This window comes from Sphingomonas sp. Root720, assembly GCF_001428605.1.
Taxonomy (GTDB): Bacteria; Pseudomonadota; Alphaproteobacteria; order Sphingomonadales; family Sphingomonadaceae; genus Rhizorhabdus.
This window is the reverse complement of record NZ_LMID01000011.1, coordinates 329,955-354,714: the sequence shown is the minus strand read 5'-3', so window position 1 is coordinate 354,714 and position 24,760 is coordinate 329,955. Positions and strand designations below refer to the sequence as shown.

22 protein-coding genes, 1 tRNA gene, 1 other RNA gene and 1 pseudogene are annotated in these 24,760 nt (G+C 68.0%); 17 read left to right on the top strand and 8 right to left on the bottom strand.

Annotation, left to right across the window (positions count from 1 at the left end; genetic code table 11):
* Positions 1-5 precede the first annotated feature (5 nt).
* Together purN and purM are read right to left on the bottom strand one after the other, a co-directional pair.
* Positions 6-569 (bottom strand): annotated as a pseudogene (purN, locus tag ASE22_RS12455) (phosphoribosylglycinamide formyltransferase); the annotation flags it as partial.
* Positions 570-583: 14 nt separating this feature from the next.
* Entirely contained in the window at positions 584-1,690 is a 1,107-nt protein-coding gene (purM, locus tag ASE22_RS12450; protein ID WP_056359617.1) for a phosphoribosylformylglycinamidine cyclo-ligase, read from the bottom strand.
* Positions 1,691-1,751: 61 nt separating this feature from the next.
* Here purM and ASE22_RS12445 point away from each other — a divergent pair, with 61 nt between their 5' ends.
* The 3 genes from ASE22_RS12445 to ASE22_RS12435 are packed head-to-tail and all read left to right on the top strand — an operon-like array spanning position 1,752 to position 5,761.
* Positions 1,752-2,966, top strand: coding sequence for a hypothetical protein (locus ASE22_RS12445; RefSeq protein ID WP_056359614.1), 1,215 nt, complete (start codon positions 1,752-1,754; stop codon positions 2,964-2,966).
* A complete protein-coding gene (locus ASE22_RS12440; protein WP_056359611.1) occupies positions 2,963-3,586 on the top strand; it encodes an HdaA/DnaA family protein in 624 nt (207 codons plus the stop codon). Before ASE22_RS12445 ends, ASE22_RS12440 begins: the two co-directional genes overlap by 4 nt.
* 9 nt (positions 3,587-3,595) lie before the next feature.
* On the top strand, positions 3,596-5,761 hold the full coding sequence (locus ASE22_RS12435) for an RNA degradosome polyphosphate kinase (protein ID WP_082545629.1): 2,166 nt from the start codon (positions 3,596-3,598) through the stop codon (positions 5,759-5,761).
* Here ASE22_RS12435 and ASE22_RS12430 read toward each other — a convergent pair.
* Positions 5,748-6,359 carry a phosphatase PAP2 family protein gene (locus ASE22_RS12430; protein WP_056359609.1) on the bottom strand — a complete coding sequence of 204 codons (612 nt, stop codon included), beginning with the start codon at positions 6,357-6,359 and terminating at the stop codon, positions 5,748-5,750. The two genes, ASE22_RS12435 and ASE22_RS12430, sit on opposite strands and share 14 nt — an antisense overlap.
* A gap of 93 nt (positions 6,360-6,452) precedes the next feature.
* Between ASE22_RS12430 and ASE22_RS12425 the strand changes: the two genes are divergently transcribed.
* Positions 6,453-7,952 carry a Ppx/GppA family phosphatase gene (locus ASE22_RS12425; RefSeq protein ID WP_082545628.1) on the top strand — a complete coding sequence of 500 codons (1,500 nt, stop codon included), beginning with the start codon at positions 6,453-6,455 and terminating at the stop codon, positions 7,950-7,952.
* A 110-nt stretch (positions 7,953-8,062) separates the two neighbouring features.
* Entirely contained in the window at positions 8,063-9,958 is a 1,896-nt protein-coding gene (locus tag ASE22_RS12420) for an acyltransferase family protein (RefSeq protein ID WP_056359602.1), read from the top strand.
* 2 nt (positions 9,959-9,960) lie between these two features.
* Here the strand turns inward: ASE22_RS12420 and rnd are convergent, their stop codons facing one another.
* Positions 9,961-11,130 carry a ribonuclease D gene (gene rnd / locus ASE22_RS12415; protein WP_200933213.1) on the bottom strand — a complete coding sequence of 390 codons (1,170 nt, stop codon included), beginning with the start codon at positions 11,128-11,130 and terminating at the stop codon, positions 9,961-9,963.
* Positions 11,131-11,230: 100 nt separating this feature from the next.
* Here rnd and aspS point away from each other — a divergent pair, with 100 nt between their 5' ends.
* The 4 genes from aspS to ASE22_RS12395 all read left to right on the top strand — a co-directional run bounded on the left by aspS (position 11,231) and on the right by ASE22_RS12395 (position 14,720).
* A complete protein-coding gene (gene aspS, locus ASE22_RS12410; protein ID WP_056361164.1) occupies positions 11,231-13,009 on the top strand; it encodes an aspartate--tRNA ligase in 1,779 nt (592 codons plus the stop codon).
* 267 nt (positions 13,010-13,276) lie between these two features.
* Positions 13,277-14,062: a polyphosphate kinase 2 family protein gene (locus tag ASE22_RS12405; protein ID WP_056359595.1), complete on the top strand. Its 786-nt coding sequence runs from the start codon at positions 13,277-13,279 to the stop codon at positions 14,060-14,062.
* A gap of 37 nt (positions 14,063-14,099) precedes the next feature.
* A complete protein-coding gene (locus ASE22_RS12400) occupies positions 14,100-14,477 on the top strand; it encodes an HU family DNA-binding protein (RefSeq protein WP_321163656.1) in 378 nt (125 codons plus the stop codon).
* 168 nt (positions 14,478-14,645) lie between these two features.
* A tRNA-Val gene (locus ASE22_RS12395) sits at positions 14,646-14,720 on the top strand.
* Between the two features lie 43 nt (positions 14,721-14,763).
* Here the strand turns inward: ASE22_RS12395 and ASE22_RS12390 are convergent.
* The gene (locus tag ASE22_RS12390) at positions 14,764-15,570 is read right to left on the bottom strand and encodes a phosphotransferase family protein (protein ID WP_056361161.1); all 807 of its coding nucleotides are present in this window, start codon (positions 15,568-15,570) and stop codon (positions 14,764-14,766) included.
* Positions 15,571-15,699: 129 nt separating this feature from the next.
* Here ASE22_RS12390 and ASE22_RS27305 point away from each other — a divergent pair, with 129 nt between their 5' ends.
* Positions 15,700-15,876 carry a hypothetical protein gene (locus ASE22_RS27305; protein ID WP_200933212.1) on the top strand — a complete coding sequence of 59 codons (177 nt, stop codon included), beginning with the start codon at positions 15,700-15,702 and terminating at the stop codon, positions 15,874-15,876.
* 42 nt (positions 15,877-15,918) lie between these two features.
* On the opposite strand, the gene ASE22_RS12385 is transcribed toward ASE22_RS27305, so the two are convergent.
* Positions 15,919-16,566 carry an alpha/beta hydrolase gene (locus tag ASE22_RS12385; protein ID WP_056361157.1) on the bottom strand — a complete coding sequence of 216 codons (648 nt, stop codon included), beginning with the start codon at positions 16,564-16,566 and terminating at the stop codon, positions 15,919-15,921.
* 112 nt (positions 16,567-16,678) lie between these two features.
* Here ASE22_RS12385 and ASE22_RS12380 point away from each other — a divergent pair, with 112 nt between their 5' ends.
* From ASE22_RS12380 to ASE22_RS12360, 6 genes are all read left to right on the top strand, one after another.
* The gene (locus ASE22_RS12380) at positions 16,679-17,737 is read left to right on the top strand and encodes a cysteine desulfurase family protein (RefSeq protein ID WP_056359588.1); all 1,059 of its coding nucleotides are present in this window, start codon (positions 16,679-16,681) and stop codon (positions 17,735-17,737) included.
* Positions 17,734-18,828 carry a cysteine desulfurase family protein gene (locus ASE22_RS12375; RefSeq protein ID WP_056361155.1) on the top strand — a complete coding sequence of 365 codons (1,095 nt, stop codon included), beginning with the start codon at positions 17,734-17,736 and terminating at the stop codon, positions 18,826-18,828. Before ASE22_RS12380 ends, ASE22_RS12375 begins: the two co-directional genes overlap by 4 nt.
* Positions 18,825-19,160, top strand: coding sequence for a 2Fe-2S iron-sulfur cluster-binding protein (locus ASE22_RS12370; protein WP_056361152.1), 336 nt, complete (start codon positions 18,825-18,827; stop codon positions 19,158-19,160). The genes ASE22_RS12375 and ASE22_RS12370 overlap by 4 nt, the downstream gene beginning before the upstream one ends.
* A gap of 199 nt (positions 19,161-19,359) precedes the next feature.
* Positions 19,360-19,457, top strand: an RNA gene (ffs, locus tag ASE22_RS26205) — signal recognition particle sRNA small type.
* Positions 19,458-19,504: 47 nt separating this feature from the next.
* Positions 19,505-21,238, top strand: coding sequence for a DNA polymerase III subunit gamma/tau (locus tag ASE22_RS12365; protein WP_056359585.1), 1,734 nt, complete (start codon positions 19,505-19,507; stop codon positions 21,236-21,238).
* Entirely contained in the window at positions 21,235-21,573 is a 339-nt protein-coding gene (locus ASE22_RS12360; protein WP_056359583.1) for a YbaB/EbfC family nucleoid-associated protein, read from the top strand. The genes ASE22_RS12365 and ASE22_RS12360 overlap by 4 nt, the downstream gene beginning before the upstream one ends.
* A gap of 102 nt (positions 21,574-21,675) precedes the next feature.
* On the opposite strand, the gene mtgA is transcribed toward ASE22_RS12360, so the two are convergent.
* Both mtgA and ASE22_RS12350 read right to left on the bottom strand, forming a co-directional pair.
* The gene (gene mtgA, locus ASE22_RS12355; protein WP_056359580.1) at positions 21,676-22,371 is read right to left on the bottom strand and encodes a monofunctional biosynthetic peptidoglycan transglycosylase; all 696 of its coding nucleotides are present in this window, start codon (positions 22,369-22,371) and stop codon (positions 21,676-21,678) included.
* Between the two features lie 13 nt (positions 22,372-22,384).
* Positions 22,385-23,869: a hypothetical protein gene (locus ASE22_RS12350; protein ID WP_235537464.1), complete on the bottom strand. Its 1,485-nt coding sequence runs from the start codon at positions 23,867-23,869 to the stop codon at positions 22,385-22,387.
* Between the two features lie 76 nt (positions 23,870-23,945).
* Here ASE22_RS12350 and ASE22_RS12345 point away from each other — a divergent pair, with 76 nt between their 5' ends.
* On the top strand, positions 23,946-24,737 hold the full coding sequence (locus ASE22_RS12345; RefSeq protein WP_056359574.1) for a transporter: 792 nt from the start codon (positions 23,946-23,948) through the stop codon (positions 24,735-24,737).
* Positions 24,738-24,760: the final 23 nt, after the last annotated feature.

Genomic DNA, 24,760 nt, shown 5'->3' with positions numbered 1-24,760 from the left:
GCCCGGATATAGGCGGACAGCGCGGCGGGATAAAGACGGTGCTCCTCGACCAGCACGCGATTGGCCAACGCCTCCGGCGTATCGCCCGGGAGGATCGGCACCGTCGCCTGTCCCACGACCTCGCCGTCGTCGAGCGTCGCGGTGACGACATGGACCGAACAGCCGCCTTCGGCATCGCCCGCCGCGATCGCGCGGCCATGGGTGTCGAGCCCCTTGTACTTGGGAAGGAGCGAGGGATGGATATTGAGCATCCGTCCCTCCCAGCCGGCGACGAAGCCCTCGCTCAGGATGCGCATATAGCCGGCCAGCGCCACGTAGCGGACCCCGGCGTCGCGCAGGGCCCGGTCGATGATCGCGTCGAAATCGGCACGGGCCAGCCCCTTGTGGCTGTGCGCGAAGGTGGCGATTCCCGCCGCACGGGCGAGGGCGAGGCCGGGGGCGTCGGGATTGTTCGAGGCGACGAGCACCACCTCATAGGGGCAGTCGGGCGCGCGCGACGCTTCGATCAGCACGCTCATGTTGCTGCCGCGTCCGGAAATCAGGATGGCGAGGGGGGCCTTGGTTCCCATGCAGTTCCGACGGCCTAGCCCAGGTGCGTCGCGGACCAGTCGGCTTTCGCACTCCAGGTCTCGACCGACCCCCTGACCGTGCAGCCTTTCCCGCCCTCGGCGATATGGCCGACGCGCAGCACCGTCTCGCCCGCAGCTTCGAGCGCCTTCGTCACCGCCGCGACGTCGTCCTCGGCGACGATCACCGCCATGCCGACGCCGCAGTTGAAGGTGCGGGCCATCTCCTCGGGTTCGATATTGCCCTGCGCCTGGAGGAACGCCATCAGCCGCGGCTGTTCCCAACCGTCGGCGTCGACATGGGCGTGCAGGCCATCGGGCAGCACGCGCGGGATGTTCTCCAGCAGGCCGCCTCCGGTGATATGCGCCATCGCCCGGACCAGGCCCGAGCGGACCAGCGGCAGCAGCGACTTCACATAGATGCGGGTCGGCGCCATCAGCGCGTCGATCAGCAGCACGTCCTGATCGAACAGCGCGGGGCGGTCGAGCCTCCAGCCCTTGTCGGCGGCGAGCCGGCGGACCAGCGAATAGCCGTTCGAATGGACACCCGAGGAGGCGAGGCCGAGAATCGCCTGTCCGGCGGCGACGCGGTTGCCGGTCAGCGCCTGGTCGCGCTCGACCGCACCGACGCAGAAGCCCGCCAGGTCATAGTCGCCATCGGCATACATGCCCGGCATCTCGGCGGTCTCGCCGCCGATCAGCGCGCAGCCCGCCAGCTTGCAGCCCTCGGCGATGCCGGCGACGACCCGGACGGCGACGTCGTTGTCGAGCTTGCCGGTCGCGAAATAGTCGAGGAAGAACAGCGGCTCGGCGCCCTGGACGATCAGGTCGTTCGCGCACATGGCGACCAGGTCGATGCCGACCCCGTCATGCCTGCCGCTGTCGATCGCGAGCTTGAGCTTGGTGCCGACGCCATCGTTCGCGGCGACGAGCAACGGATCGGAATAGCCGGCCGCCTTCAGGTCGAAGAAGCCGCCGAAACCGCCCAGATCGGCATCGGCGCCCGGTCGCCGGGTCGCCTTGGCGAGCGGGCCGATGGCGCGGACCAGGGCATTGCCGGCCGCGATCGAGACGCCAGCCTTGGCATAGGTGTAGGATTCGGTTTTGCTGCTTTCGTTCGCCATGGCGCAGGCCCTAGACACATCGCGCTTGGATTTCCACGGCCAAGTCGCCAAAAGGCCTCTCGTGAACCTCGCCCAACGTCTTTTCCGTCCGCTTCCGCTGTCGATCCTGTGCGTCGCGCTGTTCGCGGCTGCGCTCGCCTTCGCGCAGCTCGAACGTCCCGACGAACGCGGCGTGCCGCCGATCGACGGGTCGGGCAGCTTCGAGGTCGACGGAATCAAGGTGGATATCGCCGCGCGCAGTGCCGATCAGGCGCGCAACGGCGGCTGGCGCGAGGCGCAGCGCAAGGGCTGGAAGATGCTGTGGGCCAGGGTCAACGGCAAGCCGGTGGAGAATGCGCCCGGCCTGCCCGACTCGACGCTCGACTCGATCAGCGGCGGCATCGTCGTCGAAGAGGAGCATGTCGGTCCCAACCGTTATGTCGCGACGCTCGGCGTGCTGTTCGACCGTGCCCGTGCCGGCGAGCTGCTGGGCGTGAAGGGAGCGATGCAGCGATCGGCCCCGATGCTGGTCATTCCGGTCGAATGGAGCGGCGCGACCCCGATCAGCTTCGAACGGCGCAGCGAATGGCAGAAGGCCTGGGCGCGGTTCCGTACGGCCAACAGCCCGATCGACTATGTTCGCGTGTCGGGCACCGGCGTCGATCCGGTGCTCCTCAACGCGGCCCAGTCGCGCCGTCCCGGCCGTGGGTGGTGGCGCATGCTGCTCGACCAATATGGCGCGGCGGACATCGTCGTTCCCGAGGTGACGCTGTTCCGGCAGTGGCCGGGCGGACCCGTGATCGGCAAGTTCGTCGCGCGCCACGGCCCCGACGCCGCGGTGATCGACAGCTTCACGCTGACCGCCGACAATGGCGATGCGCTCCCCGCGATGCTCGATCGCGGCATCGATCGCATCGATCGCGCCTATACCCGCGCGCTGCGGGAAGGCGGCTTCCGCGCCGACAAGTCGCTCGTCGTCGAGGCGCCGGCGGCCGAGGTCCCGATCGACGACGTGCTCGCGGAGATGGCGTCGGCGGCGACCAGCACCATCACCGTCCAGGCTGAAACGCCCGATCCGGCGATACTGCGCGGCCTGGAAACGGGGTTGCGCGGCATGACGGGCGTGACGGGGGTGCAGACCGCCAGCCTTGCGCTGGGCGGCACTTCGGTGTTCCGGATCGGTTTCTCGGGCCCGCCGGCTGCATTCCGCGAGGCGCTCGCGGCGCGCGGCTGGCAGATCGAGGATATCGCCGGCGGCTTCCGCATCAGGCGCGGCGGGAGCCCGCCCGCTCCATGATCGACCAGATCGCGCTGCCCTTCGTCTGGCCGGCGGATGAGGACGAGCGCGACTTCATCGTCAGCGACGCCAACAGCACGGCCGTGCGCCATCTCGAACATTGGGCGCTCTGGCCGGTGATGGCGACGGTGCTGACCGGCCCGCGCAAGTCGGGCCGCAGCCTGCTTGGCCGGATCTTCGCCGCGAAGACCGGCGGCCGCTTCGTCGACAATGCCGACGACCAGGACGAGGAGAAGCTGTTCCACGCCTGGAACGCGGCGCAGGCGGATCACAAGCCGCTGCTGCTGGCGGCGGACCTGCCGTCGGCAAAATGGCGCATCAAGCTTCCCGACCTGCGCTCGCGGCTGCTCGCCAGCCCGCATGTCGCGATCGAGGAGCCCGATTTTCCGCTGATGATGGGGCTGGTCGAAAAGCTGCTCCAGGCCCGCGGTCTCGCCGCCAGGCCCGAGGTGGTGCGCTATGTCGTGCCGCGGATCGAGCGCAGCTATATCGGCGTCGGCCGGATCGTCGATGCGCTCGACGAGGCGGCGCTGGCGCGTCGGCGGCCGATCACCATGGCAGTGGCCCGCGAGGCCCTTGCGGCGATTGGTGTCACCGAAGATACATATAGGCTGCTATAACGAGCGCCCATGGATTCGATCGAACAGCCTGATCATGACGAGGAATTGGTTGGCGCGCTGACGCCGATCGAGCCGATCGCCCTGCGCGACCGCTATTTCAACCGCGAGCTGAGCTGGCTGGCGTTCAACCAGCGCGTGCTGGAGGAGGCGTCCAATCCGGCGCACCCGCTGCTCGAGCGACTCCGCTTCCTGTCGATCTCGGGCAACAATCTCGACGAGTTCTTCATGGTGCGCTTCGCCGGCCTGCGCGCGCAGCAACTCGAGGGCGTCGACACGCTGTCGCCCGACGGGCTGACCGTCGCGCAGCAGGTGGAAGGGGCGTCGGGCCGATCCGACCAGCTGATGGCCGACCAGCAGCTCGTCTGGGATCGGCTGCGCGACGAACTCGCCGCATCGGGCATCGTCGTGCTCGAGGAGATCGAGGGGCAGGACGCTGCCTGGCTCGAAACCTATTTCCGGGACCAGATCTTCCCGGTGCTGACCCCGCAGGCGCTCGATCCGGCCCACCCGTTTCCGTTCATCCCGAACAAGGGCTTCAGCCTGCTGTTCGACCTGACCCGCCTTTCGGACGGGGAGCAGGTGTTCGAGCTGGTGATGGTTCCCGCGACCCTGCCGCGCTTCATCCGCCTGCCGGGCGATGGCGCGCGCTACGTCGCGATCGAGACGATGGTGCGGCGCTTCACCGGCATCATCTTCCCCGGTTACGAGGTGCGCGGCCATGGCGCGCTGCGTATCATCCGCGACAGCGACATCGAGGTCGAGGAAGAGGCCGAGGACCTGGTCCTCTACTTCCGCACCGCGATCAAGCGCCGCCGGCGCGGCCGGGTGATCCGGATCGAACTCGAAGGCGGCATGTCGTCCTCGCTCGAACCGCTGTGGAAGGACCAGATCGGCGGCGCCGACAGTTTCGTCACCGAGTCGGGCAGCTTCCTGGGCATCGCCGACCTCGCCCATCTCGTCGAGGAGGACCGGCCCGATCTGAAGTTCACGCCGTTCAGCCCGCGCTTCCCCGAGCGGATCCGCGAGCATGGCGGCGACTGTTTCGCCGCGATCCGGGCGAAGGACATCGTCGTCCATCATCCCTATGAGACGTTCGACGTGGTGCTCGCCTTCCTCCGGCAGGCGGCGCAGGACCCGGATGTCGTCGCGATCAAGCAGACGCTCTACCGCGCCGGCAAGCAGTCGGCGGTGATTCGCGCGCTGGTCGACGCGGCGGAGGCGGGCAAGTCGGTGACGGCGGTGGTCGAGCTGAAGGCGCGGTTCGACGAGGAACAGAACCTGATGTGGGCCTCGCAGCTCGAACGCGCGGGTGTGCAGGTGGTCTACGGGTTCATCGACTGGAAGACCCACGCCAAGGTTTCGATGGTAGTCCGCCGCGAAGGCGAGGGGCACCGCAGCTACTGCCATTTCGGCACGGGCAATTATCACCCGATCACGGCGCGCATCTATACCGATCTGAGCTTCTTCACCGCCGATCCCCGGCTGGGCCGCGATGCCGCGCAGCTGTTCAACTACATCACCGGCTATGTCGAGCCGGTCGACCTGAGCCTGTTGACGATCTCGCCGCACGGCATGCGCGACGAGCTGGCCCGGCTCATCGATGCCGAGATCGATCATGCCCGCGAGGGACGCGACGCCGCGATCTGGGCGAAGATGAACTCGCTGGTCGATCCCGCGATCATCGAGAAGCTCTATCGTGCGAGTGCGGCGGGGGTGCAGATCGATCTCGTCATCCGCGGGATATGCTGCCTGCGTCCGGGCGTGCCGGGCCTGTCGGACAATATCCGGGTGAAGTCGGTGATCGGCCGCTTCCTCGAGCACAGCCGCATCGTCTGCTTCGGCAATGGCGGGGCGCTTCCGAATCGCAAGGCGAAGGTGCTGATCAGCTCGGCCGACTGGATGCCGCGCAACTTCGATCGCCGGGTCGAATATCTGCTGCCGATCGAGAATGCGACCGTCCATGCCCAGATCCTCGACCAGGTGATGGTGGCAAATCTTATCGACGACGAGCAGAGCTGGCGACTGCTGCCCGACGGGCAATATGAGCGAATCGAGCCCGGCCGGCGCCCGTTCAACCTGCATCGCTATTTCATGACCAACCCGTCGCTGTCGGGGCGCGGCGCCGCCCTGCGCCAGTCGGGCCAGGTGCCGAAGCTGACGCTCAGGCGCGACTGAGCGAAGGCCGCGGCGGCGGCAGCCAGCGCTCTGCCAGGCCCGCCCAGACCAGCGCCAGCCCGAAGCCGCCGATGACGTCGCCCGGCCAATGGACGCCGAGCGCGAGCCGGGTCCATCCGATCATCGCCGCCATCGCGAAGGCGAGGGGCAGGAGCAGGTGGCGGCGGCGCTCGAACAGCATGGCGATCGCCAGCCAGACGAGCAGCGTCCCCGTCGCATGGGCGCTGGGAAAGCTGTAGGAGCTGACATCGTCGAGCCGGCCGGCCAGCGGCGGACGTCCGCGTGCACAGGCCAGCTTCGCCGCTTCCACCGCGAGCCGGCCCGTCGCCACGGTCAGCAGCAGCCACAAGGCGCGGCGACGATCGCCGTGCAGCGCGAGTCCTCCGGCGACGACCAGCGCGAAGGGCGCGAGCAGCGCCAGGCCGCCGAGCAGGGTCGCGCCGCGAATTGCGGGAAGCAACGCCGACGCCGCGTCGATCCGAAAGGCCGCGAGCAGCGCGAGGTCGAGCGACGGCGCCAGCCCCCACAGGGCGATGGCCGCGATCATCAGGACCAGTCCCGACAGGATGAGCGGCGTTGGGCGGTATCCGGCCGGCATCGTTCCTCATAAGCGGACAAAAGCGCCGGATGGGACAGAATTCGACCGGCGGCGCGTTTGCGCCGCGACCGATTTCGGTTAAATCGGAGACATATGCCATCCATTTCGATGTTCCGCCGCGCCAGAACCCCAGCGCCCGGCCACACCCGTGTCGGGATCATCGACATCGGTTCCAATTCGATCCGCCTCGTCATCTATGACGGTCCGGCCCGGATTCCGGCGGCGCTGTTCAACGAGAAGGTGATGGCCGGACTCGGCAAGGGCGTGTCGCGGGACGGCATGCTCGACGCCGATTCGGTGGAGCGCGCACTGTCGACGCTCGCCCGCTTCCGCCGCCTGTCCGAGCAGATGGGCGTGCCGCAGCCGCGCACCGTCGCCACCGCCGCGGTGCGCGAGGCGAGCAACGGCCAGCAGTTCATCGACCGGGTGCTCGACCTTGGCCTGCCGGTCGAGATATTGTCGGGCGACGACGAGGCCCGGATGGCGGGGATGGGGGTGATCGCCTCGATCCCGCAGGCGAACGGCATCGTCGGCGATCTCGGCGGCGGCAGTCTCGAGCTGGCGCGGGTGGTCGACGGCGAGGTGCGCGAGACGAGCTCCTTCCCGCTCGGCGTGCTGCGGATCGACGCGGTCAAGGCGAAGGGACCGCGCGCCTTTCGCGACCTGGTCGCCAAGATGCTCGGAAAGAGCGGCTGGACGGGGAAGGGCGCGGGGCTGCCTTTCTACATGGTCGGCGGCTCGTGGCGTTCGCTCGCCCGGCTCGACATGCACCTGACCGGCTATCCGCTGCCGATCGTCCACCATTACTGGATGCCGCCGGAAAATGCCCAGCACCTGGTCCGGGTGCTGGCGCATCTCGATCGCAAGCGTCTGCGCGACGTCGTCGGCCTGTCAGGCACGCGTATTCCCACGCTGTCGCACGCCGCGCTGCTGCTCAGCCATGTCGTGCGCCAGCTCGGCTCGAGCGAGCTGATCGTGTCGGCCTATGGCCTGCGCGAAGGTCTGCTTTATGACGAACTCAGCGAATATCAGCGCGCGCAGGACCCGTTGATCGCCTCGACCCGAGAGGAGGGGGCGCGGCAGGGCCGCTTCCCCGAACATGGCGACTTGCTCGACCGCTGGCTGGCGCCGCTGTTCGCCAGCGAGAGCCCGGCCGACGCGCGTATCCGCCACGCCACCTGCCTGCTCGCCGACGTGGGCTGGCGCGCCCATCCCGAATTCCGCGCCGAGCGGGGCGTCGAGACGGCGTTGCACGGCAACTGGGTCGGGATCGATTCGCGCGGGCGCGGCATGATGGCGCATGCGCTGTGGACCAGCTTCGGGGGCCAGGGCGTCGTGCCGATGATCAACGGCATCTGCTCGCCGTCCGAGATCGTCGCGGCCGAACGCTGGGGCTTCGCTTTGCGGCTCGGCCAGCGTTTTTCGGGCGGGGTCGCCGACGCGCTGGCCGGCAGCCGGCTGCTGCTGGCGAAAGACGGGCTGGAACTCCATATCGAGCGCGACAACGCCATCCTCTACGGCGAGGCGGTCGAGCGGCGCCACAAGGCGCTGGCCGCATCCTTCGGTCTCCAGGCGCGCCTCATCCTGGGGTGACGGGGAAGGGCGTTCCCCGCGATTTTCCGGCGGCTGGCCGCCGGCAGCTTGAGTGCACCGCAGCATTGTGACTGCTTGGCGCGGACGGGGGGCCGCTGTCGGGAGTAGATATGGACAAGGCGCACCGGTTCCGGCGCGACATCCAGGGACTGCGCGCGTTCGCCGTGCTGCCCGTCGTCATCTTCCATGCCTTTCCCGACTGGCTTCCCGGCGGGTTCGTCGGGGTCGACATCTTCTTCGTCATCTCCGGCTATTTGATCACCCGCATCCTCCATCAAGAGCTGCGCGAGGGCCGGTTCAGCATTGCCGGCTTCTATGTCCGGCGGGTCAGACGGCTGTTCCCCGCCCTCTACCTGATGCTGTTCGCGACGATGCTGCTCGGCCTGGTCATGCTGCCGCCGCAAGAGTTGCGCGAAGTGGCGAAGACCTGCATCGCCACGGTCGGCTTCGTCGCAAATTTTCTGTTCTACAACCTGTCGGGCTATTTCGACGGGCAGTCCGAGCTCAAGCCGCTACTGCACACCTGGTCGCTTGCGGTCGAGGAGCAGTTCTACCTGATCTTCCCGCTCGCGCTGGCGGCGGCGTGGCGCTTCCGCCCGCGCTGGCTGCCCGCGATGCTGTGGGCGGCGGCGGCGCTGTCGCTCGCCTGGAGCATCCGCGACGTGGGGCACGACCCTTCGCGCGCCTTCTATTATCCCGGGCCGCGCGCTTTCGAGCTGCTGATCGGCGCGATCGTCGCGGTGGGAGCGGTCCCCAAGCCCGGCGGCCAGGCGATCCGCGACGGCCTGTCGCTGCTCGGCGTCGCGCTGATCGGCGCCTCGCTGCTGCTGCTGTCGGACGAGCAACCCTTCCCCGGGCTCGCCGCGCTTCCGCCGTGCATCGGCGCGGCGCTGATCCTCGCGGCGGGGGAGGATGGCGAGTCGCTCGGCGGGCGGATGCTGGGGGCCGCGCCGCTGGTGCTGGTCGGGTCGCTCTCCTATTCGCTCTATCTCTGGCATTGGCCGGCCCTGGTCTTCGGCCGCTACATGGCGCTCCGCCCGCTGACCGCGCCCGAGGCGGTCGCGGCGGTGGCGGTGGCGTTCGCGCTGGCCTGGGCGTCGTGGCGCTACGTCGAAAGTCCGGTGCTCAAATGGCGGCTGCCGCACCGGCCCGTCCTGATCGGCGGCGCCGGGCTGATGGCCGCCACGGCAGCGCTCGCCGCAGCGGTGGTGCTGAACCAGGGCCTGCCGGAGCGTCTCGACCCGGTGGGGCGCAAGCTGGTGGCAGCGGCCGGCGACAGCAGCGGCTTTCGCACCACCTGCCATTCGGGCGAGCACGACGTCATCCCCTATCGGCTGCTCTGCGCGTTCGGCGATCCGCATGTGGTTCCCACCATCGCGCTGTGGGGCGACAGCTTCGGCGCCGAGCTGGTCGTCGCGTTGGGCGAGAAAATGGTGCGGGAAAGGCGCTCCGTGCTGCAGGTCACCGCGTCGGGCTGCCCGCCGGCGCTCGGCTACAACCCGAAGCGGCGCCCGGGCTGTGCGGCCTATAATGCCGGGCGCTTCGCCGAGTTGGCGGCCGATCCGCATATCGGGGAGGTCGTGCTGGTGGTCAATTATCTCGGTTTCATGGCCGATTCGCCCCAACAGCAGGCGGCGCTGCTCGACGGAATCGAGCGCACCGCGCGCGGGCTCCATGCGCGGGGCAAGGCGCTGCGCCTGGTCTATTCGATCCCGCGCATGCCCTTCGTCGCGCCGACCGCGCTCGCGATGGAAAGGCTGCGCGGCGGCGACCCGGCGGGGTTCGGCCAAAGGCGTGACGATTTCAACCGGAGGGACGCGGCGGTCTCCGCCCGGCTCGACCGGATCGTGCGGGAAACGGGCGCGGGTCGCATCGTCCCGGCGCGGCGGCTATGCGGTGCCCGGATCTGCCCCGCCTGGCTGCCGGGCGCCGGCGTGCTCTATTTCGACCATGCCCATCTCAGCATCGCAGGCGCGCGCTACCTGCTGGCGGGCGTCCGCGTCTGACGTTATTCGCCGTCGAGCGCGGACATCACCATCTTGCCGTTGCGCACGCTGAAGGCCAGTCGCCCTTCGACCAGCGCCAGCGCGTCCTTGCCGAACACGTCGTGCCGCCAGCCCTTGAGCATCGGCAGGTCGCGGACCCCGGCGGCCAGCAGCTCGAGATCGTCGGCGCGCGCGATCAGGCGCGGCGCGACGTCGGCATCGCGCGACCGGACCTTCAGCAGCAGCTTGAGCAGGTCGGCGATCAGCGCGCCTTCCTTGCCCAGCCCCGGCTTGCGGTCCTCGCGCGGCGGCATTTCGGACTCGGACATCGGTTCGGCCTCGGCGATCGCGGCCATCAGCCGGGCGCCGATGTCGTTCTGCGCCCAGCTCGGCGACAGTCCACGGATCCGTGCCAGGTCGCTCTGCACCTTGGGCGGGTGCGAAGCCATGTCGGCGAGCGTCTCGTCCTTGGCGATGCGGCCGCGCGGCAGGTTCTTCGACCGCGCCTCGCGTTCGCGCCAGGCGGCGATCGCCTTCAGCCGGCCCAGCACCTCGGGCTTGCGGCTGGGCAGGCGGATGCGCGTCCAGGCCAGCTCGGGCAGGTTGGCGTAGCTCGCCGGGTCGCCGAGCCGCTCCATCTCATTGTCGAGCCAGCCGCCGCGTCCGGTCTTGCGGAGCCTCTCCAGCATGCGCGGGAAGATGGCGGACAGATGGGTTACGTCGCCGATCGCATAGTCGATCTGGCGCTTGTCGAGCGGACGGCGCCCCCAGTCGGTGAAGCGAGCGCCCTTGTCGAGCTTGATGCCCAGCATCGTCTCGACCAGGTTCGAATAGCCGATCTGCTCGCCCAGCCCCATCGCCATCGCCGCGACCTGGGTGTCGAACAGCGGGTAGGGAGTCTTGCCGGTCAGGTTGTGGACGATCTCGAGGTCCTGGCCGCCGGCATGAAAGACCTTCAGCACCTCCTCATTCTCGACCAGCAGGTCGAGCAGCGGCGTGAGGTCGATATCCTTGGCCTTGGGATCGATCGCCGCGGCTTCCTCGCCGTTGGCGATCTGGATCAGGCAGAGATCGGGCCAATAGGTGCTTTCGCGCATGAACTCCGTGTCGACCACGACATAGGGAGACTCGGCGAGGCGGGTGCAGAGATTGGCAAGCGTCGCGCTGTCGGTAATCAGGGGATGAATGTGCATGGTTTCGTGCATAGCTGGGTTACAACGCTTGACAAGCGGCAGCCACGCGCGCGAAGCGCTCCGCTCGCAAATTCACCCTGAAAGTTGAAACGTCACCATGATGCACGCCTATCGCACGCACAATTGCGGCCAGCTTCGGGCCCAGGACGTCGGGTCCCAGGTCCGCCTGTCGGGCTGGGTGCATCGCAAGCGCGACCATGGCAATCTGCTCTTCGTCGACCTGCGCGACCATTATGGTCTGACGCAGATCGTGACCGACATTGAATCGGAGGCCTTCAAGCAGCTCGAGCGGTTGCGCGTCGAATCGGTGGTGACGATCACCGGCGACGTCGTCGCCCGCGCGGGCGAGGCGGTGAATCCCAACCTCGCGACCGGCGACATCGAGATTCGCGCCCGCGAGGTCTCGGTCCAGTCGAACGCACAGGAACTGCCGCTGCCGGTGGCGGGAGAGGCCGATTATCCCGAGGATATCCGGCTTCGCTATCGCTTCCTCGATCTGCGCCGCGAGCGGATCCATGCGAACATCGTCCTGCGTTCGAACGTGATCGCATCGATCCGCCAGCGGATGATCGGCCAGGGCTTCACCGAATATCAGACCCCGATCCTGACCGCGTCGTCGCCCGAGGGCGCGCGCGACTATCTCGTGCCGAGCCGCGTCCATCCGGGCAAATTCTACGCGCTCCCGCAGGCCCCGCAGATGTTCAAGCAGCTGCTGATGGTCGCCGGCTTCGACCGCTATTTCCAGATCGCGCCCTGTTTCCGCGATGAGGACGCCCGTGCCGACCGTAGCCCGGGAGAGTTCTACCAGCTCGACTTCGAGATGAGCTTCGTCACCCAGGAAGACGTTTTCGCGGCGATCGAGCCGGTGCTGCACGGGGTGTTCGAGGAGTTCGCCGATGGCCGCGCGGTCACGCCGGCGCCGTTTCCGCGCATCGCCTATCGCGATTCGATGCTGCGCTACGGCTCGGACAAGCCCGACCTGCGCAATCCGCTCGAGATCACCGACGTCACCGAGCATTTCCAAGGCTCGGGCTTCGGCCTGTTCGCGCGCATCGTCGAGGGCGGCGGCGTCGTCCGCGCCATTCCGGCGCCGGGCGCGGGCACCAAGAGCCGCAAATTCTTCGACGACATGAACGACTGGGCGCGCGCCCAGGGGCATGCCGGACTCGGCTACATCAACATCAAGGGCGGCGAAGCCGGCGGCCCGATCGCCAAGAATCATGGCGAGGAGGCGACCGCCAAGCTGGTCGCGGCGCTGGGCCTCGGTCCGGACGACGGCGTCTTCTTCGCAGCGGGCAAGGAACTGGCAGCGGCCAAGCTGGCGGGCGCCGCGCGTACGCGGGTCGGCGAGGAGCTGGACCTGATCAAGCAGGGCGAGTTCAAATTCTGCTGGGTCGTCGACTTCCCGATGTTCGAATATGACGACGAAGCGAAGAAGATCGACTTCAGCCACAACCCCTTCTCGATGCCGCAGGGCGAGATGGAAGCGCTGGAGACGATGGATCCGCTCGATATCCTGGCCTATCAGTACGACATCGTCTGCAACGGCGTGGAGCTGTCGTCGGGCGCGATCCGGAACCACAAGCTCGACGTGATGTACAAGGCGTTCGAGATCGCCGGCTACACCAACGAGCAGGTCGACGAGAATTTCAGCGGCATGATCAACGCCTTCAAATATGGCGCGCCGCCGCACGGCGGTTCGGCACCGGGCATCGACCGCATCGTCATGCTGCTGGCCGACGAGCCGAACATCCGCGAGGTCGTGCTGTTCCCGATGAACCAGAAGGCCGAGGACCTGATGATGGGGGCGCCGTCGCCCGTCAGCCTGAAGCAGCTCCGCGAGCTGAACATCCGGGTGGTAGAGCAGCAGAAGCCGTAAGCTTCCAGGCCTTCTCGTCACTCCAGCGAAAGCTGGAGTCTCGTGAGGTCGAGCGCTGTGCATCTCTCTTGAGATTCCGGCTTTCGCTGGAATGACGGGGGAGTCGCGGATGCGGCCGCCGGCGCCTGAAACCGACAAACATATCACAGCAAAAGCTGTGAAATGTCCCAGAGCTGGACGGCACCGAAACCATTTACCAACTCCCGCGCTATATAGGACACTCCCCCGACGATATGGGGAGCGGTTCGGGCTGGGGAGTGTTGTCGCTTGGCGATCGATCTCGCAAATTACGAGAAGGGTAAGCCCTTCGACGGCGATTATGAGGCTGCCCTGGCGGATGTGCAGAAACGCCTGTCCCGCCTCCAGGTGGCGCATGTCGTCTGCAATCTGCGCAGCATGATCCTGTTCGAGGGTTGGGATGCCGCCGGCAAGGGCGGGACGATCCAGCGGCTGACGATGGGCTGGGACCCGCGCCATTTTCATGTCTGGCCGATCTCGGCGCCGACCGCCGAGGAGCAGGGGCGCCATTTCCTCTGGCGCTTCTGGCAGAAGCTGCCGGGGCGCGGCCGGATCGCGATCTTCGACCGCACCTGGTACGGCCGCGTCCTCGTCGAGCGGGTCGAGGCCTATGCCGGCGAGCGCGAATGGCGGCGCGCCTATGACGAGATCAACGAGTTCGAGGCGCAGCAGCAGGCCGATGGCGTGACTATCGTCAAGCTGTTCCTCCATGTCACGCAGGAGGAGCAGGACAAGCGGCTCGCCGACCGGCTCGACCATGCGTGGAAGCGCTGGAAGGTGACCCCGGAGGATTTCCGCAATCGCGCCCGCCGCGACGATTACCTGGCCGCGATCGGCGAGATGTTCCGCGAGACCGACACGCGCTGGGCGCCTTGGAAGGTGATCGACGGCAACGACAAACAGGCGGCGCGGATCGCCGCGCTGACCCATATCGCCGAGTCGCTGGAGCGGATCGTGCCGCTCGAACCGCCCGCGCTCGACCCCGATTTCGAACGTTATGCGCGCGTCCAGCTGGGCCTCTCGGCGAAGCCGTAAATAGGACGCGGCGGGCCCTTTGTCGGCCCTTGCGGATATGACGGCTTTGTTGCAGCATCGCGGTGCGGCCAAAATGTCGGTCGTGGCGGCGAAAAAGCGCCGTGTGCCGTGGCTAGATATAAAACTGGTAGGGGATGAAGGCATGAATAAACAGGAGCTTATCGGCACCGTCGCCGAAGCAACCGACATGACCAAGAATGATGCCTCGAAGGCGGTCGAGGCGGTCTTCGATTCGATTACCACCCAGCTCAAGAAGGGCGACGAAGTTCGCCTGGTCGGGTTCGGCACCTTTTCGGTGACGAAGCGCAAGGCCTCCACCGGCCGCAACCCGCGTACCGGCGAACCCATGAAGATCAGCGCGTCCAGCCAGCCCAAGTTCAAGCCTGGCAAGGGCCTGAAGGACGCCGTCAACTAACAAGCTACGCCCGGCGCAGACCCGGGCGCGGGGGGGGCAAGGCCGCCGTGTCCTCTGGACGCGTGCGGCCTTCGCTTTTTCGGGCGGCGCTTTTGGGCTGGACAGGGCGAACGTCCCGCCCTATCCGCACAGCCGTTCGCGGGCACGCCCCGTTCGACGATGCAGAGTGGGCGCATAGCTCAGTGGTAGAGCACTGTGTTCACACCGCAGGGGTCGCAGGTTCAAACCCTGCTGCGCCCACCACTCTGTTTCTTCCCTGGTCGGTTTTGTCCCCGGCTCGTGCCGGTTAGACACCGAAGCCCTGACGCTCCAGCGCGGCGACCAGGGTCGGTCGGTGGACCCGGCTGCCGGGGATCAGCGACGCCACGGCGATCGGCAGTCGCCAGGCATCGATGGCCGCTTCGCTCAGGCCGGTGCTCGCGCGATAGTGGCCGAGGTAGAAGTCCGCGGTCATCTCGCGAACCCGGCGCATCGGCGGCAGCCTGCGCATCGTCGGGCCGTAGCCTGCGTAACGGAACAGCAGCTCGCTGCGCGCGACGTCGCCGGCCGGATCGCCGGCCGACGCGTTCGACCAGTCGATCGCGGCGATACCACCCCGGGTCAGGATGACGTTTCCCGGATGATAATCGCCATGGCAGAAGCGGTCGCCGCGCGGAATGGCGTGCAGCCGTTCCAGCGCCAGCGAACGGAGCGCGGGGTCCACCTCGGCCTGCTCGATGCGGACGTGGACGATGTCGTGCTGGGCGTGCGGCAGGCCGGCCGCGCCGCAGCGATGGATGCGCGCCTGATAGTCGGCGAAACGGCGCAGCAGCGCACGTGTCCGGAACGGGCGGAGGATGGGCAGGCGAAGCAGCGGTTTGCCGACCAGTTCCTCGAAGATAATCCCGCTGCGGCCCTCATGGTCGCGGGTACCGAAGGCGCGGGCGACGTGAAGGCCTTGTCCGAGCGCGTGCTGAACCCCGTCATGCTCGCGTGCGATGACACCTGGATCGAGACCTTCGCGATAAAGCTTCAGCACGCGCCCGCCATCCAGCCGGAACACGTCAGCGCTGCCGCCGCTGCCGATCAGCATCTGGAGCTTCAGGCTTATCATCGCATTACGCCCCTGGATCGTTCGATAGGGCGAATCTTCATAGGCTTGCAACATATCGTGCCCGGTGCTTTGACAGCCCGCAGCCCCCCGCATGGCGGAGGACCCTGATCCTGTACAGATGGATGGACGATGAACGGACCGGCCGCCCTCACGCTTTCGCTGCTCATGCTGGGCGGGCTTGTGCTCGGGATCGGCGGGCTGTGGATGATCGTCCGCAAGGGCGATGCGAAGCGCGGCTGGCTGATGATCGTCGCGGCGGTGGTGATGTTCGCCAATGTGGCGATCTGGACGCTGCCGGTCCGCTGAAGAGCAGCCCGCTGAAGGAAAGGGGGCCGAAGCCCCCTTGGATTACCGGTCGCCGGAAAGGCGCATGTCCAGATAATCGTCCACCGACTTCATCAGCTCTGGCATCTCGTCCGCGAAGAAATGGTTCGCGCCCGGAATGGTGTCGTGGTGGATCGTGATGTGCCGCTGCGTCCGCAGCTTGTCGACCAGCTTCTGCACCGCGCCGGGGGTCACCACCTCGTCGGCGTCGCCCTGGATGATGATGCCCGACGAGGGGCAGGGCGCCAGGAAGGTGAAGTCGTACATGTTGGCGGGCGGGGCGATCGAGATGAAGCCTTTTATCTCCGGCCGGCGCATCAGCAACTGCATGCCGATCCAGGCGCCGAAGCTGAAGCCCGCGATCCAGGTGGTCTGCGCCTCCGGGTGGATCGACTGGACCCAGTCGAGCGCCGAGGCGGCGTCGCTCAGCTCGCCGATGCCGTTGTCGAAGGTGCCCTGGCTCTTGCCGACGCCGCGAAAGTTGAAGCGTAGCGTCGCGAAACCCCGGCGGACGAAGGTCTGGTAGAGCGACTGGACGATGCGATTGTTCATCGTGCCACCACCCTGCGGATGCGGGTGGAGGATCATCGCGACGGGCGCGCGCGGGCGCGGGCCGGGGTTGAAACGCCCTTCGAGGCGGCCTTCGGGGCCGGGGAAAATGACTTCGGGCATCGATATCCTTCTGGACATGCGTTGGGCCGGGCGCGCCGGATGGCGCACCGCCGATCGAAAGCCTATATAGGGCGGGGCCCATCGGGCGCAATCAAATGGAGCATGTCGCCGCTTGACTACCCCGCGACTCTATCTCGACCATGCCGCCACGACCCCGCTGTGCCCCGCCGCGCGCGTGGCGATGGCGCAGGCGCTGGATCGCTGGGCCAACCCGTCCTCGCCCCATGCCGAGGGACGTGCGGCGCGGGCCGCGCTGGAGGATGCGCGCGCGCGGATCGGCCGGGCGCTCGGCCATGACGGCGCGATCATCTTCACCAGCGGCGCGACCGAGGCGATCGAGATCGTGCTGCGCCGGGCGAAGGCCGAGCGGCGCTTCGTCTCGGCGGTCGAGCATGACGCGGTGCGCCGCGCGGCGTCCGGGGCCACGGTCCTGCCGGTCGCTTCCGATGGGCTGGCCGGCGCGCTGCCCGAGGCGGCGCGGGGAGCGCTTGTCGCGGTCCAGGCGGTCAACAACGAGACCGGGGTGATCCAACCGCTCGATTCGCTCGCCGCGGAGGTGCGCGCGGGCGGCGGGCTGCTGCTGGCCGACTGCGCGCAGAGCGCCGGCAAGATGGCGCTTCCCGACGCCGATTTCATTGCGCTGTCGGCGCACAAGCTGGGCGGCCCACCGGGAATCGGCGCGCTGCTGATCCGCGACCTCTCGACCCTGGCGCCGAGCGGCGGGCAGGAGCAAGGCTATCGCGGGGGGACCGAGAATCTCCCCGCCGTTCTGGGCTTCGCGGCGGCTATCGAGGCCGGCGCCGGATGGATCGACCGCGCGGCGGGGTTGCGCGCCCGGCTCGACGCGGCAATCGCGGCGGCGGGCGGCACCGTCGTCGCGGGCACGCGCGAACGGCTGCCGACGATCGCCAGTTATCGGATGCCGGGGGTGGCCGCGACCGCACAGCTCATCCGCTTCGACATGGCCGGCATCGCGGTGTCGGCGGGCAGCGCCTGCTCGTCGGGCAGCCTCAAGCCCAGCCATGTGCTGGCGGCGATGGGCTGGGAAGAGGAGGCGGCCCGCGAGGTGGTCCGCATCAGCTTCGGCCGCGACACGAGCGAGGCCGACATCGACCGGGTGGCCGCCGAGTGGCAGGCGATCGCGCGCTCGGCGAGGGCCCGCGCCGCATGATCTACCTCGACTATCAGGCGACCACCCCGCTGGCGCCCGAGGCGCGCGCGGCGATGCTGCCGTTTCTCGATGAAAGGTTCGGCAATCCCCATTCGCCGCACCGGATGGGCCGCGAGGCGGCGGCGGCGGTCGAGGTGGCGCGTGGGCAGGTGGCCTCGCTGTTGCCCGAAGGCGGGCGCCTGGCCTTCACCAGCGGCGCGACCGAGGCGCTCAACTGGGCGATCAAGGGCAGCCGGGGACCGATCGTCACCGTCGCGACCGAACATGCCGCGGTGCTCGACAGCGCCCGCGCCGCCGGCCAGGCGGGGCGCGAGATCCGGATAGTGCCGGTGGACGGTGATGGCTTGGTAGACTTGGCGCAGGCCCGGCAGGCGATCACGCCCGGCACCGGACTCGTCGCGGTCATGCTCGTCAACAACGAGATCGGCGTGATCCAGCCGGTAGAGCCGCTCGCCGCCATGGCGCATGAGGCGGGCGCGCTGTTCCTGTGCGACGCGGTGCAGGGCTATGGCCGGGTCGCGACCCCGCCCGGCTGCGACCTGATGGCGATCTCCGCGCACAAGATCCATGGACCCAAGGGAGTGGGCGCGCTCTGGATCCGCGACGGCGTGAGCCTCGAGCCGCTGCTCCATGGCGGCGGGCAGGAGACGCCGGGCCGTTCGGGTACGCTGGCGCCGATGCTCTGCGCGGGTTTCGGCGCCGCCGCGGCGCTGATGGCGCAACAGGGCGCGGCGGACGCCGCCCATGTCGAGCGGCTGTGGCTGATCGCGACCCGACGGCTCGGGCCGGAATGGCGGATCAACGGATCGGTCGAGCATCGCTGGCGCGGCAATCTCAACGTCCGGCGGGAGGGCCTCGACAGCGCGCGGCTTATCTCCGACCTGCGCGAGCTGGCCTTTTCGGCCGGCTCGGCCTGCGCCAGCGGCTCCGGACGGCCGAGCCACGTCCTCAAGGCGATCGGGCTTGTCGATGCGCAGGCGCGGTCGAGCATCCGCCTCGGCTTCGGCCGCTATACGACCGAGGAGGACATCGATCGCGCCGCAACGATGATCCTCGACGCCGCCGCCAGGCAGCGTATGTGGGCGGCATGACGAGGGTCATCTTCCTTTCCGCCGACGGCGAGCGGCGCAGCGAGGTCGAGGCTGCGCCCGGCCAGCGCCTGCTCGAGGTCGCCCAGGCCGACGGCCAGCCGCTCGAAGGAACGTGCGAAGGGCAGATGGCCTGCTCGACCTGCCATGTCGTCATCGACCCCGCCGACTTCCCCAAGCTGCCGCGGGCATCGGAGATGGAGGAGGATCTGCTCGACCTCGCCAGCCACGTCACCCGCTTCTCGCGGCTGGCCTGCCAGGTCCACCTGACCGAAGCGCTCGACAGGCTCACGGTGCGGATGCCGGCGGGCGCGCGGAACATGCAGGGGCGGTAGGGCCCTTGCCACCGTCAGCCTGACGAAAGTCAGGATCTCCCTTATTTTCCAGGAGATGCGCCTTGCCCGCATGCCCAAGGTCAATGAGATTCCGGCTCTCGCCGGAATGACGAGGAGTTACGCAACGCTTTCGATTTCGCGGGGACGACGAGGGTTGGCCGGTGGGCTTGCATCCCCGCCGTGCTTCCCCCATATGCGCCGCGGGAGTCGGGCGGACGGTGCCGTCGCCAACCCGGTCAGGTCCGGAAGGAAGCAGCCGCAACGATTTCGTATCGGGTCGTTCCGGCTCCCACCTCGAAAAAATCGCCGACGACAATCGAGGCCTGCCCCGGTAAGCTCCACCCATGTCCGAATCCCCGACACCCTATCGCGTCCTCGCGCGCAAATACCGGCCGCAGAATTTCAACGAACTGATCGGCCAGGACGCGATGGTGACGACCCTCGCCAACGCGATCCGGCGTGGGCGGCTGGCGCACGCCTTCCTGCTGACCGGCGTGCGCGGGGTGGGCAAGACCTCGACCGCGCGGCTGATCGCGAAGGCGCTCAACTGCATCGGCGCGGACGGTCAGGGTGGCCCGACCATCGATCCCTGCGGGGTCTGCGAGCCCTGCGTCGCGATCGCCGAGGGGCGCCACATCGACGTGGTCGAGATGGACGCCGCCAGCCACACCAGCATCGACGACGTCCGCGAGATCATCGAGGCGGTGCGTTACGCCTCGGTCTCGGCGCGCTACAAGATCTACATCATCGACGAAGTCCACATGCTGTCGAAGTCGGCCTTCAACGGCCTGCTCAAGACGCTCGAGGAACCGCCGGCACATGTGAAATTCCTGTTCGCCACGACCGAGGTGAACAAGGTCCCGATCACCGTGCTGTCGCGCTGCCAGCGCTTCGACCTGCGTCGGATCACCGCCGACAAGCTGGCCGCGCATTTCACCAACGTCGTCGCCGCCGAGGGCGTCGAGGCCGACCCGGAGGCGCTGGCGCTGATCGCCCGCGCGGCCGAGGGATCTGCGCGCGACGGCCTGTCGATCCTCGACCAGGCGATCGCGCACGGATCGGGTCGGGTCGAGGCGCAGCAGGTCCGCGACATGCTCGGCCTGTCGGATCGCGGCGCGGTGCGGCGCCTGTTCGGCGAACTGCTGAAGGGCGATGCGAACGCCGTGTTGACCAGCATCCGGGGGCAATATGACCTCGGTGTCGAGCCGGTGGCGATGCTGCACGGGCTGCTCGAGGCCTGCCATGCCGTCACCCGCGCCAAGGTGGCCGGAACCGACGATCCCGCGCTGTCTGCCGAAGAGCGCGAAGCCTATGGCGAATGGGCCGGCAAGCTCGGCTTCGCCACGCTGCACCGGCTATGGCAGTTGCTGCTCAAGGGCCATGGCGAAGTCCAGACCGCGGCCATGCCGATCGAGGCGGCGGAGATGGCGCTGCTCCGCGTCGTCCATGCCAGCCAGCTTCCCGATCCGGGCGAACTGGCCCGCAGGCTGGCCTCCGGCGACCTCGGCCTGCCCGCTGCGCCGGCACCGCAGCCGGCTGCCGAAACGCAGCACGCGCTGATGGCGGCTCCCGCACCCGTCGCCGTCCAAGCCGCACCCGTCGCCGCGCCTGTCGCCGTCGAAACCGTGTCCGTCGCCGTCCAGGCGCCACCGCCCGCCGTCGTCGCCATGCCGGCTCCGGAGGCCGAGCCCGCTGTACCGCCGCTGCCCGCCAGCGGCGCGGAGATCCACGAGCTGCTGCTGTCGGAAAATGCGCTGCTCGCCCAGCTCTTCCATGATTATGCGGCGATCGTTCGCCTGGAGGGTGCGGATCTGCTGATCTCGCGCCACCAACGGCTGCCGCAGGGCTTCGTCGGCGACGTCGCCAATATCCTCAAGCGCCGCACCGGCCGGACCTGGTCGGTCGGCCTGACCGACGAGGCGGGCGAGCCATCGCTGCTCGCGCGCATACGCGCCGAGGAGGATGCGGCGCGCGTCGCCATTCTCGAATCCCCGCTGGTCAAGGCGGCTCTGGAAGCCTTTCCGGAAGCAGAGCTGGTCGAATACAGCGTTCCCGAAAGACGGAGTCTCGCATCATGAAAAGCCTGGAAGAAATGATCGCCGCCGCGCAGAACGCCGCGCAGACGATCCAGACGCAAATGGAACAGGCCCAGACGGTCCTCGACACGATCGAGGTCGAGGGCGCGTCGGGTGGCGGCCTGGTCAGGATCCGTGCGACGGCCAAGGGCCGCATTCTCGGCGTCTCGATCGACGATTCGCTGATGGACCTGTCGGAAAAGGCGATGCTGGAGGATCTGATCGCCGCCGCGATCAACGATTGCCGCACCAAGGCCGACGCGGCCTCCAATGCCGAGATGGCGAAGCTGACCCAGGGCCTGCCGATCCCCCCCGGTTTCAAGATGCCGTTCAGCTGATCCAGCCTCTCGCACGTCTCGCCAGCGAAGGCCGGGGGCTCGTGAGACAGGGCGGTCGGCCATCTCCTGAGAGGCCAGCCGGGGCTGGCATGACGCTGTTGCCTACTTCACGCAGCTCGCGAAGCCATAGCGCTGCACCTGGCCGATCCGCCGGGCAATGCGGTCGCCATAGCGGCGGGTGAAGCCGGTCGGGGAAATCGCATCGCGCTTCTTGGGCAGCGGCAGCACCGCGGCGATCCGGGCGGCCTCGGCGCGGCTGAGGCGCGAAGCGTCGTGATGGAAGTAGCGCATCGCCCCGGCATTGGCGCCATAGGTCCCGATCCCGGTCTCGGCGAGATTGAGATATACCTCCATGATCCGCTTCTTCGACCAGAGCAGTTCGATCAGCACGGTGAACCAGGCTTCGAGGCCTTTGCGGAAATAGCCGCCATTCTGCCACAGGAAGGCGTTCTTCGCGGTCTGCTGACTGATCGTCGAGCCGCCCCGGATCCTCCGGTCGCCTTCGAAATTGCTCTTCATGGCATTTTGGATCGCCTTGAAGTCGAAGCCGTGGTGCGAACAGAAATTGCCGTCCTCGGCGGCGATCGCGGCGAGCGGCATGTTCGGCGACATTTCGTCGATCGACATCCAGTCCTTGGCGATCCCGCGTCCGTCCACGGCATTGGCGATCATCGTAACGGTGACGGGCGGCTGCACGAAGCGATAGACGCCCACCCATAGCACCGAGCCGATGACGAAGACGAAGAGCGCGCGGATGGTCCAGCGAAGGGCGCGGCGGGTGAAGGTCTGTTTGGCCATGACAGACCGTTTATCAACGGTCGGCGCGAACGATAAGACCGGTTTCGGTCCGGATCAGGCTCAGGCGCGCTTTCTCCAGCCCGCGGAGGCCTGAGGCCTTCAACGCCTCAGCAGCTTTTACCGGTGTGTCGTGCGGCACCCGTTCGATCCATAGCAGGACCGGGCAAGGCCCGGCGGCGGCCGTTGCCGGTCGATCGCGCGGGATGACGATCGCGGTGAAGCCGTAGCTCCTTGCCAGCAGCTTGTAGCCGAGTGCGAAGACCGGCTCTTCGCGCTGCGCGGCGCGCGACTTGCTGCCGTCCTTCAGCCGCCAGCCCGACGCGGCGAAGACCTGCGTCTGCGGGCAGGCCGCCACGATCCGCGAAATGCGCTTGGCGGCCAACTGCCAGCCGCTTCCCAGTCCGTTGACCGTCGCCGACACGATCACCGACAGCACCGCCACCGCCGAGATCGCCACCATCCACATCTTCCGGTCGGCAATCTTGGCGCCCGCCGTCGCCATCAATGCGGTCACAAGCACCGCGATGTCGGCGGTGTTGCTCAAGGTGATCAGGCGGCGCTGCGCGTCGATCTGCGCGATCGCGACCATCGCCGCGATCAACGCGGCGCAGATCAGGATCACGAAGCCGCTGTCGCCGCGATTCCAGCGTTCGCGGCCGAGATAGGCGCCGGCGATCGCCACGGGGTTCTGTATCACGGTGCCGAACAGCAGCGCGCCGAGGATCGCCCCGGCCGAGCCATATCCCATCTCGATCCAGTTCTGGTACAGGTCGAAGGTCGCGGTCCAGGACGTGGCCTGCCAGGAGATCATCGCGATCACCGCCGCGATCGCTACCGCCATCGCGATCATCAGCGAACGGGCCCAGCGCTTGAAGCCGCGCGCGATGGCGCTGAGGATCGACGCCATGGCGATGATGCCGCCGAACAGCGCGCCGCCATAATCGAGGGTCATGGCCGCGATCGTCGCGGGCAGGGCGATCATGGCCAGCTTTGCGTCGACCTTGCTGCGGTAGTCGCGTTCGGCGAATATGATGTGCCGGGCGAGCAGGATCTGGATCGAGAAGGCCGCGAGCTGCCAGAAATCGCCTCGATACACGGCGAAAGCCCGCGCGGTGGCAGGCGTCGAGAGCGTGAGCAGCAGGAAGATGGTATAGAAGGCCCTCTGGTCGGGCAGCCGCTTCGAGAAGCAGCGGACCGCGAAGACCAGGATGCCGATGGCCGGCAACGACGAGACCAGCCGACCGAGCGGGATGGACTGGATTCCTACCATGGCGAGCAGCGTGGCCCAGCCGTCGAAGATCGGCGGGCGGATGTCCCGAATCCAGCGCTCGGCGGCGAGTTTGTTCAGGCCGCGCGACATGTCCGAGAGATAGAGGGTCCAGTGATCGTCGAGCGTAGGCCCGCCGAGCAGCGCACACGCCGCCAGCGCCGTGATGATGATCGCCAGTGCAACCGCCGCCGAACCACCCGTCGAGCGTGGCCGCGGGTCCCCCTTCATGTCCCCCGTCATGCGATCATCGTATCAGGGCGATTTCACGCTGTCAGTGGCGCATGTCACAGATTAGGCTTTCGTCATGTTTCACCGCATCCTTGCCGGAATCGCCGCCTGCACGCTGTCGGCCGCCGCTGCCGCCGCGCGCGATTATTGCCCTGACCGTCCCGGGCTCGGCACGCCGAGCTGCACGATCGATCGCGGCCATGTCTCCATCGAGGTCGGGCTGGCCGACTGGTCGCTCGATCGGAGCACGGCCGAGCGCGACGACACGCTGCTGATCGGGGACCTGATCGTCCGCTACGGGATCGCCGACCATGCCGAGCTGCAGCTTGGTTGGACGGGCTATGGCCGCGAGATCGAGCGCGACCGGCTGACCGGCGCACGGTCGAAGGACAGCGGCTCCGGCGACGTGATGGTCGCGGTCCGGCGCAACCTCCTCCACCCCGACGGTTCGGGGTTCTCGCTCGCGCTGATGCCCTTCGCCACCCTGCCCGTGGGCCGCGAACCGATCGGCGCAGGGGATTGGGGCGCGGGCCTGCGGGTGCCGCTATCCTATGAGATCGACGATCGCTTCAGTATCGAGCTGGTGCCCGAAGGCGATGCGGCGGTGGATGCGGACGGGAAGGGGCGCCACCTGGCCTATGGCGGCGTGGCCGGGCTGGAAACCAGGGTTGGCGCAGCGTTGACTGCGACCGCCGAATATCAATTCGTGCGCGATCGCGATCCGTCGGGGCATGAGAGCAGGCAGCTCGCCGGCCTGTCGCTGGCGTGGCAACCGCGCGAGGATCTGCAATTCGACCTCGGTGCCAATGGCGGTCTTCGCCATGCGGCGGACGTAGAGCTATATGTCGGGGTGTCCCGGCGCTTCTGAGGCGGTTTGGAGCGATCCAGACG